This window comes from Bradyrhizobium sp. BLXBL-01, from assembly GCF_051853025.1.
Taxonomy (GTDB): Bacteria; Pseudomonadota; Alphaproteobacteria; order Rhizobiales; family Xanthobacteraceae; genus Bradyrhizobium.
Genome location: NZ_CP182471.1, coordinates 2,471,309 through 2,484,720, shown reverse-complemented (window position 1 = coordinate 2,484,720; position 13,412 = coordinate 2,471,309). Strand labels below are relative to the sequence as shown.

The following is a 13,412-nucleotide window of genomic DNA, read 5'->3' as shown; positions in this document are numbered from 1 at the left end:
TGCGCTGGCGTGCAGCTTTCAGGGCTCTCCGTTCACCGGCTCTCGACCACCGGCATTTGGGCAAGAGCCATCGCTCGCCGCCGCAACATGCGACGGGCGTTGCTTTTCACTAGGACTCGGCTCGATTGGAGCTTAGCGCAGGCGCGCTAGAGCCACTGCTTGATCTGCCTTGCGACCTCTGCGGTTGAGATTCCGTAGCGGTCGTGCAGGGTCGGAAGTGCGCCGGCAGCAAGAAACTCGTCCGGCAATGCAATCTGGCGGAATGGCGGATGAACGCCTGAACGCATCAGAAGCGCGGCAATGGCCTCGCCAAGGCCGCCAATGGTCGTGTGGTTTTCGGCAACAACGACAAGGCGGCCCGGCTTGCGGGCTTCACGCAAGATCGTCTCAGTGTCCAGCGGCTTGATGGTCGGAACGTGCAGCACCGCAACATCGACGCTGTCGTCCTTCAAGGTTTGCACGGCCTCAAGTGCACGCATGGTCATGATGCCGGATGAGATGACCAGGACGTCTTTTCCATCGCGGATCAGCTTCGCCTTGCCGAGCTCGAACTTGTAGTCATATTCGTCTAGGACCACCGGCACCTGGCCCCGCAATAGGCGAGTGTAGACTGGCCCCTGATGAGCTGCGATGGCAGGCACCAGCTGCTCGATCTCGTGGGCATCGCAGGGATCGATCACCGTCATGTTCGGCATCGCACGAAATAGCGCCAGATCCTCTGCGGCCTGATGGCTCGGACCATAGCCCGAGGTCAGGCCCGGCAATGCGCAGACGATCTTCACGTTGCGGTCTTCCTCCGCGATCGTCTGGTGGATGAAATCGTAAGCCCGCCGCGAGGCGAACACTGCGTAAGTGGTCGCGAACGGCATGAAACCTTCAGCGGCCAGCCCCGAAGCGGCGCCGAACAGAAGCTGCTCCGCCATGCCCATCTGATAATAGCGGTCCGGAAATTCTTTCGCGAAGATATGCAGGTCGGTGTATTTGCCGAGATCGGCCGTCATGCCGACCACATCGGGACGGCTGCGTGCAAGCTTCACGAGCGCATGACCAAAGGGCGCCGGCTTTGTCTTCTGTCCTTCGGCCGCGATCGAGGCGATCATGGCTGAGGTGGTCAGGCGCGGCTTGCCGGGCTGTGGTGCTGATCTGACGGTCTTCATGCTTGCCTCCCGACTTCCAGCGCGGCAAGCGCGAGCTGCCATTCGTGCTGCTCGACGCGGATGAAATGGTTTTTCTCGCGCTGCTCCAGGAAAGGAACGCCCTTCCCCATCAGCGTGTCGGCGACGATCATCCGCGGCTTGGGCTCCGGATGAGACTTGGCGGCGTCAAACGCGGCAAGCACAGCATCGAGTTCGTTTCCGTCGATGCGCTGCACGAACCAGCCGAAGGCCTGAAGCTTCTCGACCAGCGGCTCGAACGCCATGACCTGCGTCGAAGGACCGTCCGCCTGCTGATTATTGACGTCGACGATGCCGATGAGATTGTCCAGCTTGTAGTGGCCCGCCGACTGGATCGCCTCCCAGACGGAGCCTTCGTCGAGCTCGCCATCGGAGAACAACGTGTAAACTCGCGCCTCGGACTTCTTGCGCTTGAGCCCAAGGCCCATGCCGACCGCGATGCTGAGCCCAAGCCCGAGCGAGCCGCCCGACATTTCCATGCCGGGTGTGTAGGAGGCCATGCCCGACATCGGCAGGCGGCTCTCGTCGCTGCCATAGGTTTCGAGTTCCTCCTCGGGGACGATCCCCGCCTCGATCAAAGCCGCGTAGAGCGCGATGGCGTAGTGCCCGTTTGAGAGCAGGAAGCGATCGCGTTCTTCCCAGGACGGATCTTCCGGCCTGTAACGCATGGCGTGAAAGTAGGCCACGGCCAGGACATCAGAGATGTCCAGCGCCTGTGCGATGTAGCCTTGGCCCTGGACTTCGCCCATGCGCAGCGCATTGCGGCGAATGTTGTAGGCCCGGTCCGCCAGCTTGGGCGTGTTAGTGAACGTGTTGGTCGGCGTTTCCATCGATCGGGACCTCGTCTCGCTGGCTCAGTGGATCAGCATGCCGCCGTTGACGTCGATCACGGCGCCGGTGACATAGGCCGAGAGATCCGAGGCCAGGAAGGTGTAGATCCCGGCGACGTCTTCCGCCGTGCCAAGACGATTGAGCGGAATGCCTTCCAGGATTTTCGCCCTCATCTCGTCGGTCAGCTTGCCCGCGGTGATATCGGTGCCGATCAGGCCGGGCGTGACGCAATTGACGCGGATTCCGTCTGGACCGAACTCGCGAGCCATCGCCTTGGCGAGACCAAGCACACCGGCTTTTGCCGCCGAATAATGCGGGCCGCCAAAGATTCCGCCGCCGCGCTGGGCCGAGACCGACGACATGCAGGCAATCGATCCGGACTTCCGTGCGCGCATGTGCGGGATCACCGCCTGGGAGAGGAACAGGACTCCCTTCAGATTGACGTCCTGGATGCGATCCCAATCGGCGGCCGAAATCTCCAGGAGCTTGACCGGCTGGGTAATGCCGGCATTGTTGATCAGGATGTCGATCTTGCCGAAGGCCTCGAGCGCGTGGGCGACCGCCTGCTCGCAGGATGATTTGTCGGCGACGTCGCATCGCAGACCAATGTGGGACTTTCCAAGCGATGCCGCGGCATCCGCCGCCGCGCTCGCGTCGATGTCGAGGATGGCGACTCGAGCGCCCTCGGCGGCGAACCGACGGGCGGTGGCAAGCCCGATCCCGCGCGGCGAGGCCGCGCCCGAAATGATGGCCGTCTTGCCGCTGAGCAGCATCAGTTCCTCCCGCATATTGTTCTTCCTTGGCAAGGCTAGGAATGACCCGCGGAAAGCCAATGGACAAGCGCACAGTTGTCATGGATCGATGAATCTGGTTCACTTGTGAAATGCTGTCGAATGTCCCGATATCTGCAATTCGTGCCTTTGAAGCAGCGGCCCGCACCGGATCGTTTCGCGATGCGGCGAATGAGCTTCACCTGACGCCGAGTGCAGTCAGTCATGCCATCCGCAAGCTGGAGGCCACGCTTCGCACGGTTCTGTTCGAGCGCAGCGCGCGCTCCGTGCGGCTCACGCCGGCCGGCGAAAATCTGATGCGTCACACCGGAGCCGCGTTCGATCAGCTCCGCCGCGGCCTCGAGGAAGTCGCTGCACGCGGTCCGCAATTGGTGCGCGTTCACTCCGCGCCCAGCTTTGCCGCGCAATGGCTGGCACCACGGCTCGCACAGTTTCTCGCTGCCTACCCGAAGCTCGAAGTTCGACTAGCTGCCAGCACGGACTACGCACGCTTCAGCAACGATGATTTCGATATCGACATCGTCTACGGTCCGCCGCGCGCGGAGGGCGTCGAGGTTATCCCTCTTCCGGAGGAGACGGTCACTCCGCTCTGCTCTCCAGCCTTGGCAAAATCAATCAAAAAGCCCGCCGACCTGCTCGAACAGACGCTGATCCGCTCTGACGTGAAGCAGGTTCAATGGCACCAATGGTTTACCGCGAATGGACTGGAGGCCCCTGCGCTCCACGGCATGAGGTTCGACCGCAGCTTCCTTGCGATTGCGACGGCGACCGAAGGACTCGGCGTAGCGCTGGAGTCGACGCTGCTCGCTGAACGCGAACTGGCGAGCGGGCGGTTGGTGGCGCCCCTGTCAGGACGAGCCAACGATATTCGCTACGTTGGTCACCGCTTGATCTACCCGCGCGCCAGCCGACAAAGGTCGGCGGTAAGAGCCTTTGCAGATTGGCTTTTGGCGCAGCTCGTCGATGAAAAGGCGCATTCCTCGCATTGAAGCGCGTGAGGTCGACACCCAGCAATTCGTGAATAGGTGTCCGCTCATCGTGCTTCTCTTAAACTATTGCTGTGGCGCCAGGCCACAGCCATTACTCGGCGATCCACCCCTGCCAAAACGTTCATCGATGTAGCGCCTGAGTTCTGCAGGCGCATTCAACAATGCGCGCGCATTCTGCACGCTGCGGTATCCCCGTCTCCTCCCCGATCGCCTGCATGATGGCGTCGTGCTCGTCACGGGACTTGCGAGTGCGAGCGCCCTGCCGCAACTGGGTGCGGCAGAAGGTGGTGAGCCGCGCACGGACATTCTGCGCCTGCGCGGCCATGAACGAATTGTGCTCGCGCTGTAGATGCATTCGCAGAACGTGCGGTTGAAGGCATCATAGGCATCTTGCCGGCAAATTCGCCACCTATGACACGTCGAGATGTCGGAGTTGGCACGAAAACAGAGCAAGCAGAGAGGGGACGCTCGACGAGGCCACCGCTGTGCTGAATAATTGCTGCAAAGCGCCCACTGAGCAGACTTCAGGACCGCAGCAACCTCATATTTGGTACACCGTCTTGGCAAGTCGATTATAGCTGATGACACGGGGATTGTCCGTAATTACCGGGAAGCGGCTGATCACGTAGTGCTCGATTTTGGCTAGGCGAAGTTCGCCCAATAGCAATCCTTCTCTATTCTTTTCCTTGGATAGGGCCGACCGATAGTAGCGGTCGAGCGATCGATTATAGCGCGCGAGGAGCCTCCGGTCGGTTTCGAGCTTACTGAGGTCAATCCAATTGTTCTTGCATTGAAAATTGTAGATCGTATCGCCACGAACGGTTACGACGTCGAATTCCGCGCGGTTGATCCGCTTGATACCTGTGACCGCGAATCCCAATTCGGACAAGTCAGCCGCCACCTTTTCCTCGAAAATGAAGCCTGCGTGGATCTGGAAGCGCTTGCGGCTACCCAAATGGACATTTTTAAACGCATTGAGGAAACGCGCCAGCAGGTTGACGTTGCTCTCTACGAGATCCCCGATGAACAAAAACGGTTTGAAGCTGTTGCTAGCCTGTTTGAAGTTAGCGTCGCCACCGAGCAACATGCGCTCGAGCTCCGCCGGCGGAAACACCGTCTGAGCCGCTAACATCGAACGAAACCTTCCGATTTCGATCCTGATGAAGTAATCGTCTTCACAGTAGCGAGAGAATGTAGACACGAGGAGCGAGAGGGTCGAATACTCATCATCGTTTAGACCGAAGGCATCGTAGGCGGCCTGGATGAACCGCACGTTGTTGCGGAGCTCCGGCGCCGAGAAGATCTTGGCGGGGTCCTGAGGTTCGGCGCGGGTCGACGTCAGGTCGCCGCCACGTTGCTGATGTATGTCGAGGAGGCTGACACGTTCCGGCTCCAAGAACACACCCTCCAAGGCATCATATTCGTGGCTGGCATAAGCTCCCCTTTTATCTGCAGCCAGGGTGAAGTCCTTAAATACCTCTGCAAGAACGCCTTTCCAGTTCCAGCCTGTAAACGAGATACAGCAGTGCTCAACGATTGGCAGAAGCTCATTGAACGCCATTGCCGGAGCAAGTGGCCGCGTTCCCGAACAGACCTCAGGCATCATGTACAGCAACGAGATGAAATGCCGGCGGCGCGATTGGAAATAACCCGCGGCATCGGCGACGCTATAGACTTGGGAGCCGTCGCCGAGGACACGACCATCCGATTGAAATCCAACCATCGCGCGAGTGATCCGCAGCATGGTGATCATGAATCGCTTTGCCAGCGCCTCGCCGTAGTATGGCGCCACCAGGTCTCGCGCCAGGAGGGCCACATTCGGGTTTGCGACCAGCCCGGCGCCGACCGGCAGGTGCATCAACCGAAGCGACTTCTCGTCGTCGATGTCGCCGTAGAGAACGACATTGATGAATTCCTCGATGTCACGAATGATTCCATGCCAAGTCGGCAGCGCACCGCGCACATCATACTGTGCCAGATGCTTCCAAATAGCCTCGCCGTGAAGCCCGATTTGCTCGTCGATCAGACGGATCGCCTCTTTCCGCCCGACCCGTTCGGTGCAGTCGCGCAGGACTTTCCTCCCCTGAAGCCGAATAGCTTTCTCGTTGTCGGAAAGATAATCAACGCATTTGAAGAACGAATATCGCTACAAAGCAATTCGGTGAAGCGTCATCATCCAAGCGTTCCGCAACCCCTCCTTCAATCTCTATTGCTCGTCGTTCAAGCCCTTAAACGACTGGAACAGCATCGCGGCCGTGACTTCATTTCTTACAACGTCCATTTCTGCGGATGGTCCAGCCTTGAAGTGCCCGCGTAAGGCGAGACATGCCTCAAAGGTTTCAACCCGCGAAGCGGCGGTTGTAATTTGTCTCAAGGCGGCATGATGGCGATCGTAGTCCCCGGCTCTCACCATTTGGGGCAGCATGTCGACGATCGGAAGCACGGCCCCTTCTCCTTCTGCAGCCTTATGGGCGAGGATCTGTCCTAGCACGCCACAGAGGAAGCCGAAATCAGGGGCAATGCGTATAGCGAAGCGGCGTGCACGCTGCGCCGTGGACGATCGATTTGCTTGTTGTTTAACCTCTCCCTCGTGCTTCCGAATGAAGGTGAGGAGCCAAGCCTCAATCTCAACAAGCGTGCGTCCTCCACACCACATCGAGACTAAGGTCTGAAGCGCATCCAGAATCCGCTTGGCTGTGGCTTTGGGCGCTGTTGTATTTGTGTAGGCACGGCCGAAGACCGACTCGAGGGCCGCCTCCCTGATAAAAATCGTTAAATCCAAAGGGTGTTCAGCCACGACATCGAGCAACCATCTGATCCAGTCTTCGGTTGCGGTCTTATCGACCGGCGCCTGATCAAGCGCCTCCCCCAGCCGCTCGATAAGTCTTGGAGGAATACCGTTCCGTACAGCGATTTCCCGCTGCCAATCAAGAACGGGCGGATCTTCCAGTTGCCCCTCGGCAACCTTGAGCGCGATACGGCAGCGTTGGAGCCATCTATCCGCTCCTTGAGAATCAGCTTCTTTCAGCCGGAAGTACCCCAGGGAGCGACGGACAATATCGTCAAAGCCGCTCTCGCCCGCTGCTGTGACAGCTGACAAACGCCGGATAATCGACTGCATTTTCGGATCGGAATCGGCGGATACCTCAATCTGATCGAGCAGCAACTCGATCGGATCATAAATCTCCTCACAGGCATCCTGCTCGGAAAAGACCGTCTTCAAAATTCCTTCGGCCGGTAGAGCGAGGTTCGCTCTCTCTACTCCAATCGGCTGTGCAGGTATGACGATTGCCAGCCCGGTTGCTGCGTATGCCGCGCGCCCGGCCCTTCCTAGCGCATTGAGTATCTCGTGAGGACGCAGATCCGTGCGGGGGTTGCCATTTGGGTCATCAACCGCGCTCCTGTCGGTGCCTGCGAGGATCACCACGTCGCACGGTAGATTCAACCCTTGCGCAATGGTAGATGTCGCGGCGACCACATCGAGGCCCAGATCGTCGCTTTCGATCTCCCTGCGAACCCGGAAAACGCTTTCCGTCAGCCTCCGCTCCAGGGGGAGCAGATCGCCATGGTGTACGGCCGCCCTGCACCCAGCGGGATCGAATGTGGCTTCGGGCGATCCCACATCTTTGAGAACCGACTTCCGCATCTCCTCCTGCGTCTCATCCAACACGATCGTGGCCCGCGCCAGGAGTCCATTGATCTGATCTGCAACGCTTCCGCATGCCTTGGTATCGTTGCAGAACACGATTACGCGCTTTCCGGCGGACGCGTAATCCGCTGCAATCTGCGCAGCGACTTCGTTTCTGTTCGATGTAAGTCGGCCCCTGGCGTTTCTCACAAGCGGCGGCCGTCGATCCGAGAGTGCTTGCACGACTAGTTTTTCCGGCCTCTTTGGGTGCCAGCCTGAGATCAACGAGAAGAGCCCGAGGGGCTGCGCGGGAACACGGCTCTGTGCCGTCTTACTTTTCATTCTCAATGCTTGTTTCGCGGCCTGAGCAACGTCAGACCGGTCGTAGATGACACAAGAGCGAAGTTGTCGTGTTGGCTTCCAAGGATCGTCGAACGGCTCGACCTCCCTTCCCGTCACACCGCGCAGCCAACGCGCAATTTCGGCGCCGTTGGCGACCATGGCAGACAGCAGCAGCAGGTCCGCTTGCCTGCGATGGCGGAGAAACGTCAGAAGCGCCAGCATTGCGTCGATCGCTCGCGCGCTCACCTTTGATGAAGTTTTCGGATCGTCTGCACTGATGAGATGAAATTCGTCGAATACAAGAAGTCCAACCTTATCAAATAGCTTTGGTGCGAAACCCAAAAGGGCAAGGCAGCGCTCTGGCGTCATGACGGAGAACGGTGGCAGCCTCTCACCAAGCTCCTCGAGCGCAACGTCTTCAACAACGCTGACCGCCTCCAAGCCGCCGATTTGCGCAGACATGTCCGTCTCGACCTGGTCGACCAGAGCATGCGTGGGCGCCAGGTAGACGACGCTCTCCCCCGCACATAAGGTCGCTGCAATTTTCAGGACAGATAGAGTTGTCTTTCCCGAACCGGTCGGAGACGTCATCACCATCGATCTGCCGCGGTTCAGGTATCCGGTCCTGACTGCCTTCAGATGATTGATCCAAAGAAACGGGCGCGATTGCGCTTGCAAAAGGAGCCAGTCGGCCCAGGCCTTCGGCTGCGCACCCGATGGTGTTGGAAGCCGAACTAGCATTGCAGCCTGCATGCCATCGATGAGGCGGCTCAAGAGCGTTGCCAGATGATGTGGCCCTGCAAACTGGTGATGTACCGTTCCCTCAAGCCCAAAGCTGAACTCTACTGCCGATGCCTCCGACAGACGGATGACCCGGCCCAGCCTTGAACGGACATCCGCGTCAGGAGCGGCGCTCCCGCGTGCCTCCTGACCGAACCCCTGAACAACATACGCACATTCCCTCAGAAGGAGGTCGGTGGCGACTTCGCGGCTGTCACCCTGCGCAATGGAGTCCTCGTCGAGGTCACGCTCTATCAGAGGGGTAAGATTGCCGGTTGCCAACTCCCGAAGGCTGAGGATCAAAGATCGTCGGACCGCCCGCCGTTCGCCCCTGGCCCTTAGTTGACCTGCAACTTCCGCAGCATCAGCCGCCCGGTCGGCAATCAGGAACAGGAGCGTCGCCGAAATCGACGCTCCTACAGCATCACCCGAAACAAGCGTCGGCCGGTCCAAGGCGGCTTCGCGAACACGGCTCAATATCTGATGAGCACTCGCTGCGACAAAAGCCGCGGCACGTGTCTGTTCTGGTCGAAGATTGAGTGCGACATAGGCCTCGAAGGTCGAAGCAAGGCGCCTCACCCGGTCGATCACATCGCTTGCGACCGCAGATGCCCCCAGCAGGCGGACTGTGGCCAGCTCTATGTGCGCGGCCGTAAGTAGTTCGTCCAATATTTCCGGGTCCAAACCCGGCAGGTCCGGTGCTTGGCGTAGAAGAACGCGGGAACTTGGGTCAAACACCGGCGATCTCCTCGACTTTCGCCGCCACCTCGCCTGCGAGGAGGGCTAACCCACTTCGCAGGTTGTCGAAGGGCAACACACCGGCCGTCCGCGATTCGAGCGATCCGCCGGCCACGGCTTCGAAGCCGGCAATTAGGTGCAGAAAATTGCCAGCCTTGCGCTGATCTTCGCCTGTCGCCACGGCAACCCTGAACTCGCGCGCGCCCTCCCAGAACACATCGTCGACCGCCGTCTCGGGATCGATATTTGGGACACACTTGAGCAGCGTTACGAGATCGGCGAGGATCTCATCGTCGCGATCACCGCTAAGAATAGTCCCGATCTCAGGCCATACGCTGGAACTTATGAGGCTACGGGGTGATTTCGAAGCCTTGTCCTCACAAAGCACAATTCGCTTGATCTCGCGTCCATTCCCATCGAGCTCGACGATAAAACCGTCAAAGCCCTTATCTGCCTGCCGCACATGGGGAGCAGTCATATAGCCATTCGGAAGAGCCATTCTCGCGGCAACCCACGAGACATGTTGGAACAGAAGGCCGTCGCGATGAATAATGGATGTTCTGATCCGCTTCTCCGCGGCCTCCTTCTCTGCGTCGGTGCCCGACCGACGCAGCTCGAGGTCTTCGGGATGCGGAGCCGTCAGCTTTCGTACGACATTCTGTACCACCTTGCCCTTTGAGGCCCGACGGCGCGGCTCCAAGGCATTGATCACGCGCTGAGCGTTTTCCTCCTGTCGCAAATACAGGTAGGCGATAATTTCAATCAGCTTGGCACGGCTTTTCTTGTTAATCGACCATTCAGAGAAATTGCATTCGGTAGTCGTGGACGGCTTCAGCGAAAGCGGCATTCTAAATCGTTTCCGAATCTGCGATTATTTTCCTGCTCAATCTAAGCGCGTATCGCAGCGAAGTCACCCGTTACGAACTCATTGCGGTCTGCCGGTGGCTGCTAACGCGCGGCACGCGGTTAACTGACGTGCCGAAGCATTGTTGGCCGGCACGGGCTTACCGCGAGGTTCGCGCAAGCTCGGCCGAATGCTCAAGACCGCGCAGACCAATTCCGAAGGCACAACGATGTCTCACTTTACTTTCTCGAAAAGGGCACTACGACGCCCGGTCCTTGGGATAACGCATCCCGGCCCGGCGGTGCCTTGAGCTGTACGACTTCGGCAGCTGGCGCTGAAAACCAGCCAGGCGGCAACGAGGCCAGATTTTCGACGTCACCGGCAGACATCGTGAACTCTACCGCCAACAGGTCGGCCTTGGTGCGCACGCCCGCATTGGCTATCAAGTTCAAGGCGTTCGCAAGAATTCGTGGCTCCGTGAGAGGCCACTCCCGATCCAATGGCTCTTCTCGATTCCACCCTTTGGCTGAGTAGAGCTTGTAAAGATCGACCTCATAGCCGTCGGGAATAAGTCTAAGGTCTGCCAAACGCTTGATCTGAGCCTTGATCGATACGCGCCATCGCTCTTTCAGCGTCTGGAGCACGGCGAGAGAAGGACGCCTGACCTCTCGAGGATATGTTGTCGACGGCAAGAGGAACGCGCTTGCCAGACGAAAGGCCTGCGCTTCAATCTGCTTGAGGTCCTTCTTAAGCTCGTCGCGCGTGACATTCTTGTGGAGCACCGCGTGAGCCATTTCATGCGCTGCATCCATCTGGCGGCGTGGAAACGACATCTTGTCGGTCGCAAGCAGAACGTGCGGCCGGTCCTCTGCATTTGACCAGGTACAAACGCCATCGAGTTTTGCGGTGCCCATCTCGATCGAGCCCACAATCATCCCAGCGCGTTCGAGCAAGGCGACCATATCGGTGCACGGCCCCTCGCCGATTTTCCAATGCCGGCGCAGATCCAGCGCAATGCTCTCGATGTCTTCATCGCGCAATTGTTTGTAGCTCGACTTCCCGAGTACATCGGGCACGTCGATAGAGGGAAAGTCGACGTAGTGCTGGAGGATGGAGCTTATTTCTTGCAACCAACGCAGCTGCGATTCTTGATAGTCAATGTCGCGAACAAGCGTCGAAGAGAGTGAACGATAAAATAGCGCGCGTTCGCTCTGATAGGTAGGGCGGAGGAAAAACTCCCGCCGAACCTGCAATGTTTCCGTTAGAGCAGTCATGGCATCCGCGTCGGGCGCGCTTGTGCCATCCTCCCATCGTGTGACAGTGCTTGAGCTAAAGCCAAGCCGTCGCGCTAAGGCGGACATACTTGTCAACCGCCGCGCTGCCCGGACTTCGGTCAGACGCGCCGGCACAAATCCGGGCGTACCTACTCGCATGTATTCACCAAGGTCGAACGTGTTGCCAATAGCCCAAAGGAAGATCAGCCCTGGGCATCACCCTCCTCTTTCTTCGCAGTCGGGGCCTCAGGAGGCACGAACGGCTTCATCACGCTCTTCAACGTAACTTGCGGCCGCTCGAAGTCCGGCGGCCCAATCGGCGCCGGCGGCGGAACATCCGGCTCGGCGTCTCCTTCACCCGTAAGGAACGAGTCTAGGCTCTCATAGTAAAGGAACCCCTCATAGCTCGACTCGATGACGCCGACGGCGATCTCTTCGATCTTGCCGGCGCGGTCGCGATCGCGCGCAACGAGTAGCGCTACGAAAATGTCGCCGATCTTCGGACCCTTGCCGTCGAAATCGAGGCGCAGAGATAGCTCGTAGTTGATGCTCACGCCAGCCAAGCGCGATTTGTTCTTGGCGGGCAGAGCGCCCGTCACGGACATGCTGGCGAGGGCGAGGATGATGCCCTGCCCTTCCTGCTCGAAGCGCATGAAGGGCTGATGGACACGCAAATCCGTCTTCGGCATGACTCCGCCCTCGAGCAGATGTCCGCCGTGCAAGACGCAGACGTCCTCGAAGCCTTGCTCACAGCTGCGAAAGCGAGCCTGACCTTCCAGACCGCGCGCTCGCAAAGGGGTCAGCCCCTCGAAGCTATCGCGGACGACTTCGTGCGCGCGCAGCGCTTCCGCCCTAATCCGGTCTTCGAGGTCGAGCAGCAGGTTACGTGACAGAACCGTGCGAAGCCGGGAGCGGATAGGAGCAGTCATGGATACCCTCGAATCATGCGCATAACCCGATTTATCGCTGCATATTGTGCGTAAAGCAAGAGTTGGTGCCTCCATTGCGCCGGGGCGCAATAAGGAGTCTGGCGGCCCGATGCGGAACTTTTGTAAGTTACGTTTACTTCATTTGTTGCGATTATTTCGTTGGTTGCGTTTATTTCGAATATAGCCTATATTACTCTGGTGCCAGAAAGAATCACGATGACCATGCCAGCCTATGCCCAGGAATTGGGGACTGACCGGCTGCCTTCCGCGAGCGAGAAGGCCGCCGCCAACCAGCTTCGCCAGGTGCTTGCGTCGCATGTCAATGGCGACGTCAAACTGCGCGTGCTCAAGGATGAGCAGAAGAAGCCGACAGAGATCACTCTTTCTCCGGCCCTGTCGGGCCTACTGTTGGAATTACTGCGGCATATCGCGCGCGGTGATGCGGTGACGCTCGTGCCGGTGCATGACATGCTGACGACTCAGCAGGCGGCCGACATCCTCAATGTCTCGCGTCCCTTCCTGATTTCATTGCTTGAACGAGGTGACATTCACTTTACGACGGTCGGGCGTCATCGCAGGATCAGGGCAGAAGACTTATTTGCCTATAAGCGTGGACGGGACGAGAAACGCGGCAAAGCTCTATTGGATCTCGCCGAGCTGGACGCAGAGGACATGTAGAACTTGTTCGCCAATCGATTTACTGCGCTTGTCGATGCGTGCACCCTTGCCAGCGACCTCAAATGCAATCTGCTGTTGACCTTGGGCGGAGCCGGGATTTTTGCGTGTCCGCTGGTCGGGTCGCATTCTCGACGAAACTGAAGCTGCCATCGAAGAAATCCTGCGCAAGAAGGGCCGCACCGATGCGGCCGAACGAGTGAAGCGAGCACGCGCGAGCATGCAAGCAGCTTTCGAGGATGCCATGGTGACGGACTTCAGCGACATCATTTCTGCCGCAGCTGGCCTCCCCGATCCCAGCGAGTCCATGTCGTCGCCGCGGCCGTCAAGACGCAGACCGCAATGGTCGTCACGGAAAATCTGAAGATTTTCCTGCACCAACTCTCCCGGACTCAACATGAAAGCGAAGTCAGCGG

Annotated in this window: 11 protein-coding genes and 2 pseudogenes; 2 read left to right on the top strand and 11 right to left on the bottom strand. The window is 58.9% G+C overall.

Annotation, left to right across the window (positions count from 1 at the left end; translation table 11 throughout):
* Positions 1-146: 146 nt before the first annotated feature.
* Genes ACNJYA_RS11170 through ACNJYA_RS11160 form a run of 3 tightly spaced genes read right to left on the bottom strand, consistent with a single transcriptional unit; the run spans position 147 to position 2,779 of the window.
* Positions 147-1,157 carry a transketolase family protein gene (locus tag ACNJYA_RS11170; RefSeq protein WP_439402886.1) on the bottom strand — a complete coding sequence of 337 codons (1,011 nt, stop codon included), beginning with the start codon at positions 1,155-1,157 and terminating at the stop codon, positions 147-149.
* Positions 1,154-2,005 (bottom strand): transketolase, encoded by an 852-nt coding sequence (locus ACNJYA_RS11165; RefSeq protein WP_439402885.1) that lies wholly within the window; start codon positions 2,003-2,005, stop codon positions 1,154-1,156. Before ACNJYA_RS11165 ends, ACNJYA_RS11170 begins: the two co-directional genes overlap by 4 nt.
* Positions 2,006-2,029: 24 nt before the next feature.
* Positions 2,030-2,779, bottom strand: coding sequence for an SDR family NAD(P)-dependent oxidoreductase (locus ACNJYA_RS11160; RefSeq protein WP_439403430.1), 750 nt, complete (start codon positions 2,777-2,779; stop codon positions 2,030-2,032).
* Between the two features lie 110 nt (positions 2,780-2,889).
* On the opposite strand from ACNJYA_RS11160, the gene ACNJYA_RS11155 reads away from it, so the two are divergent.
* Positions 2,890-3,786, top strand: a complete 897-nt coding sequence (locus tag ACNJYA_RS11155) for a LysR substrate-binding domain-containing protein (protein WP_439402884.1) — start codon at positions 2,890-2,892, stop codon at positions 3,784-3,786.
* 63 nt (positions 3,787-3,849) lie between these two features.
* Here the strand turns inward: ACNJYA_RS11155 and ACNJYA_RS11150 are convergent.
* The 7 genes and pseudogenes from ACNJYA_RS11150 to ACNJYA_RS11120 form a co-directional block, all read right to left on the bottom strand.
* A pseudogene (locus ACNJYA_RS11150) lies at positions 3,850-4,176 on the bottom strand (FCD domain-containing protein); the annotation flags it as partial.
* A gap of 151 nt (positions 4,177-4,327) precedes the next feature.
* A complete protein-coding gene (locus tag ACNJYA_RS11145; protein WP_439402883.1) occupies positions 4,328-5,749 on the bottom strand; it encodes a hypothetical protein in 1,422 nt (473 codons plus the stop codon).
* Positions 5,750-5,992: 243 nt separating this feature from the next.
* Positions 5,993-9,274, bottom strand: a complete 3,282-nt coding sequence (locus tag ACNJYA_RS11140) for a DEAD/DEAH box helicase (protein ID WP_439402882.1) — start codon at positions 9,272-9,274, stop codon at positions 5,993-5,995.
* Entirely contained in the window at positions 9,267-10,121 is an 855-nt protein-coding gene (locus ACNJYA_RS11135; protein WP_439402881.1) for a hypothetical protein, read from the bottom strand. The genes ACNJYA_RS11140 and ACNJYA_RS11135 overlap by 8 nt, the downstream gene beginning before the upstream one ends.
* 236 nt (positions 10,122-10,357) lie before the next feature.
* Positions 10,358-11,392: an ImmA/IrrE family metallo-endopeptidase gene (locus tag ACNJYA_RS11130; protein ID WP_439403429.1), complete on the bottom strand. Its 1,035-nt coding sequence runs from the start codon at positions 11,390-11,392 to the stop codon at positions 10,358-10,360.
* An 18-nt stretch (positions 11,393-11,410) separates the two neighbouring features.
* Positions 11,411-11,479 (bottom strand): annotated as a pseudogene (locus ACNJYA_RS11125) (hypothetical protein); the annotation flags it as partial.
* Between the two features lie 116 nt (positions 11,480-11,595).
* The gene (locus ACNJYA_RS11120) at positions 11,596-12,396 is read right to left on the bottom strand and encodes a hypothetical protein (protein WP_439402880.1); all 801 of its coding nucleotides are present in this window, start codon (positions 12,394-12,396) and stop codon (positions 11,596-11,598) included.
* 141 nt (positions 12,397-12,537) lie between these two features.
* Here ACNJYA_RS11120 and ACNJYA_RS11115 point away from each other — a divergent pair, with 141 nt between their 5' ends.
* The gene (locus ACNJYA_RS11115; protein WP_439402879.1) at positions 12,538-12,999 is read left to right on the top strand and encodes a helix-turn-helix domain-containing protein; all 462 of its coding nucleotides are present in this window, start codon (positions 12,538-12,540) and stop codon (positions 12,997-12,999) included.
* On the opposite strand, the gene ACNJYA_RS11110 is transcribed toward ACNJYA_RS11115, so the two are convergent.
* Positions 12,961-13,374, bottom strand: coding sequence for a hypothetical protein (locus ACNJYA_RS11110; protein ID WP_439402878.1), 414 nt, complete (start codon positions 13,372-13,374; stop codon positions 12,961-12,963). The two genes, ACNJYA_RS11115 and ACNJYA_RS11110, sit on opposite strands and share 39 nt — an antisense overlap.
* Positions 13,375-13,412 lie beyond the last annotated feature (38 nt).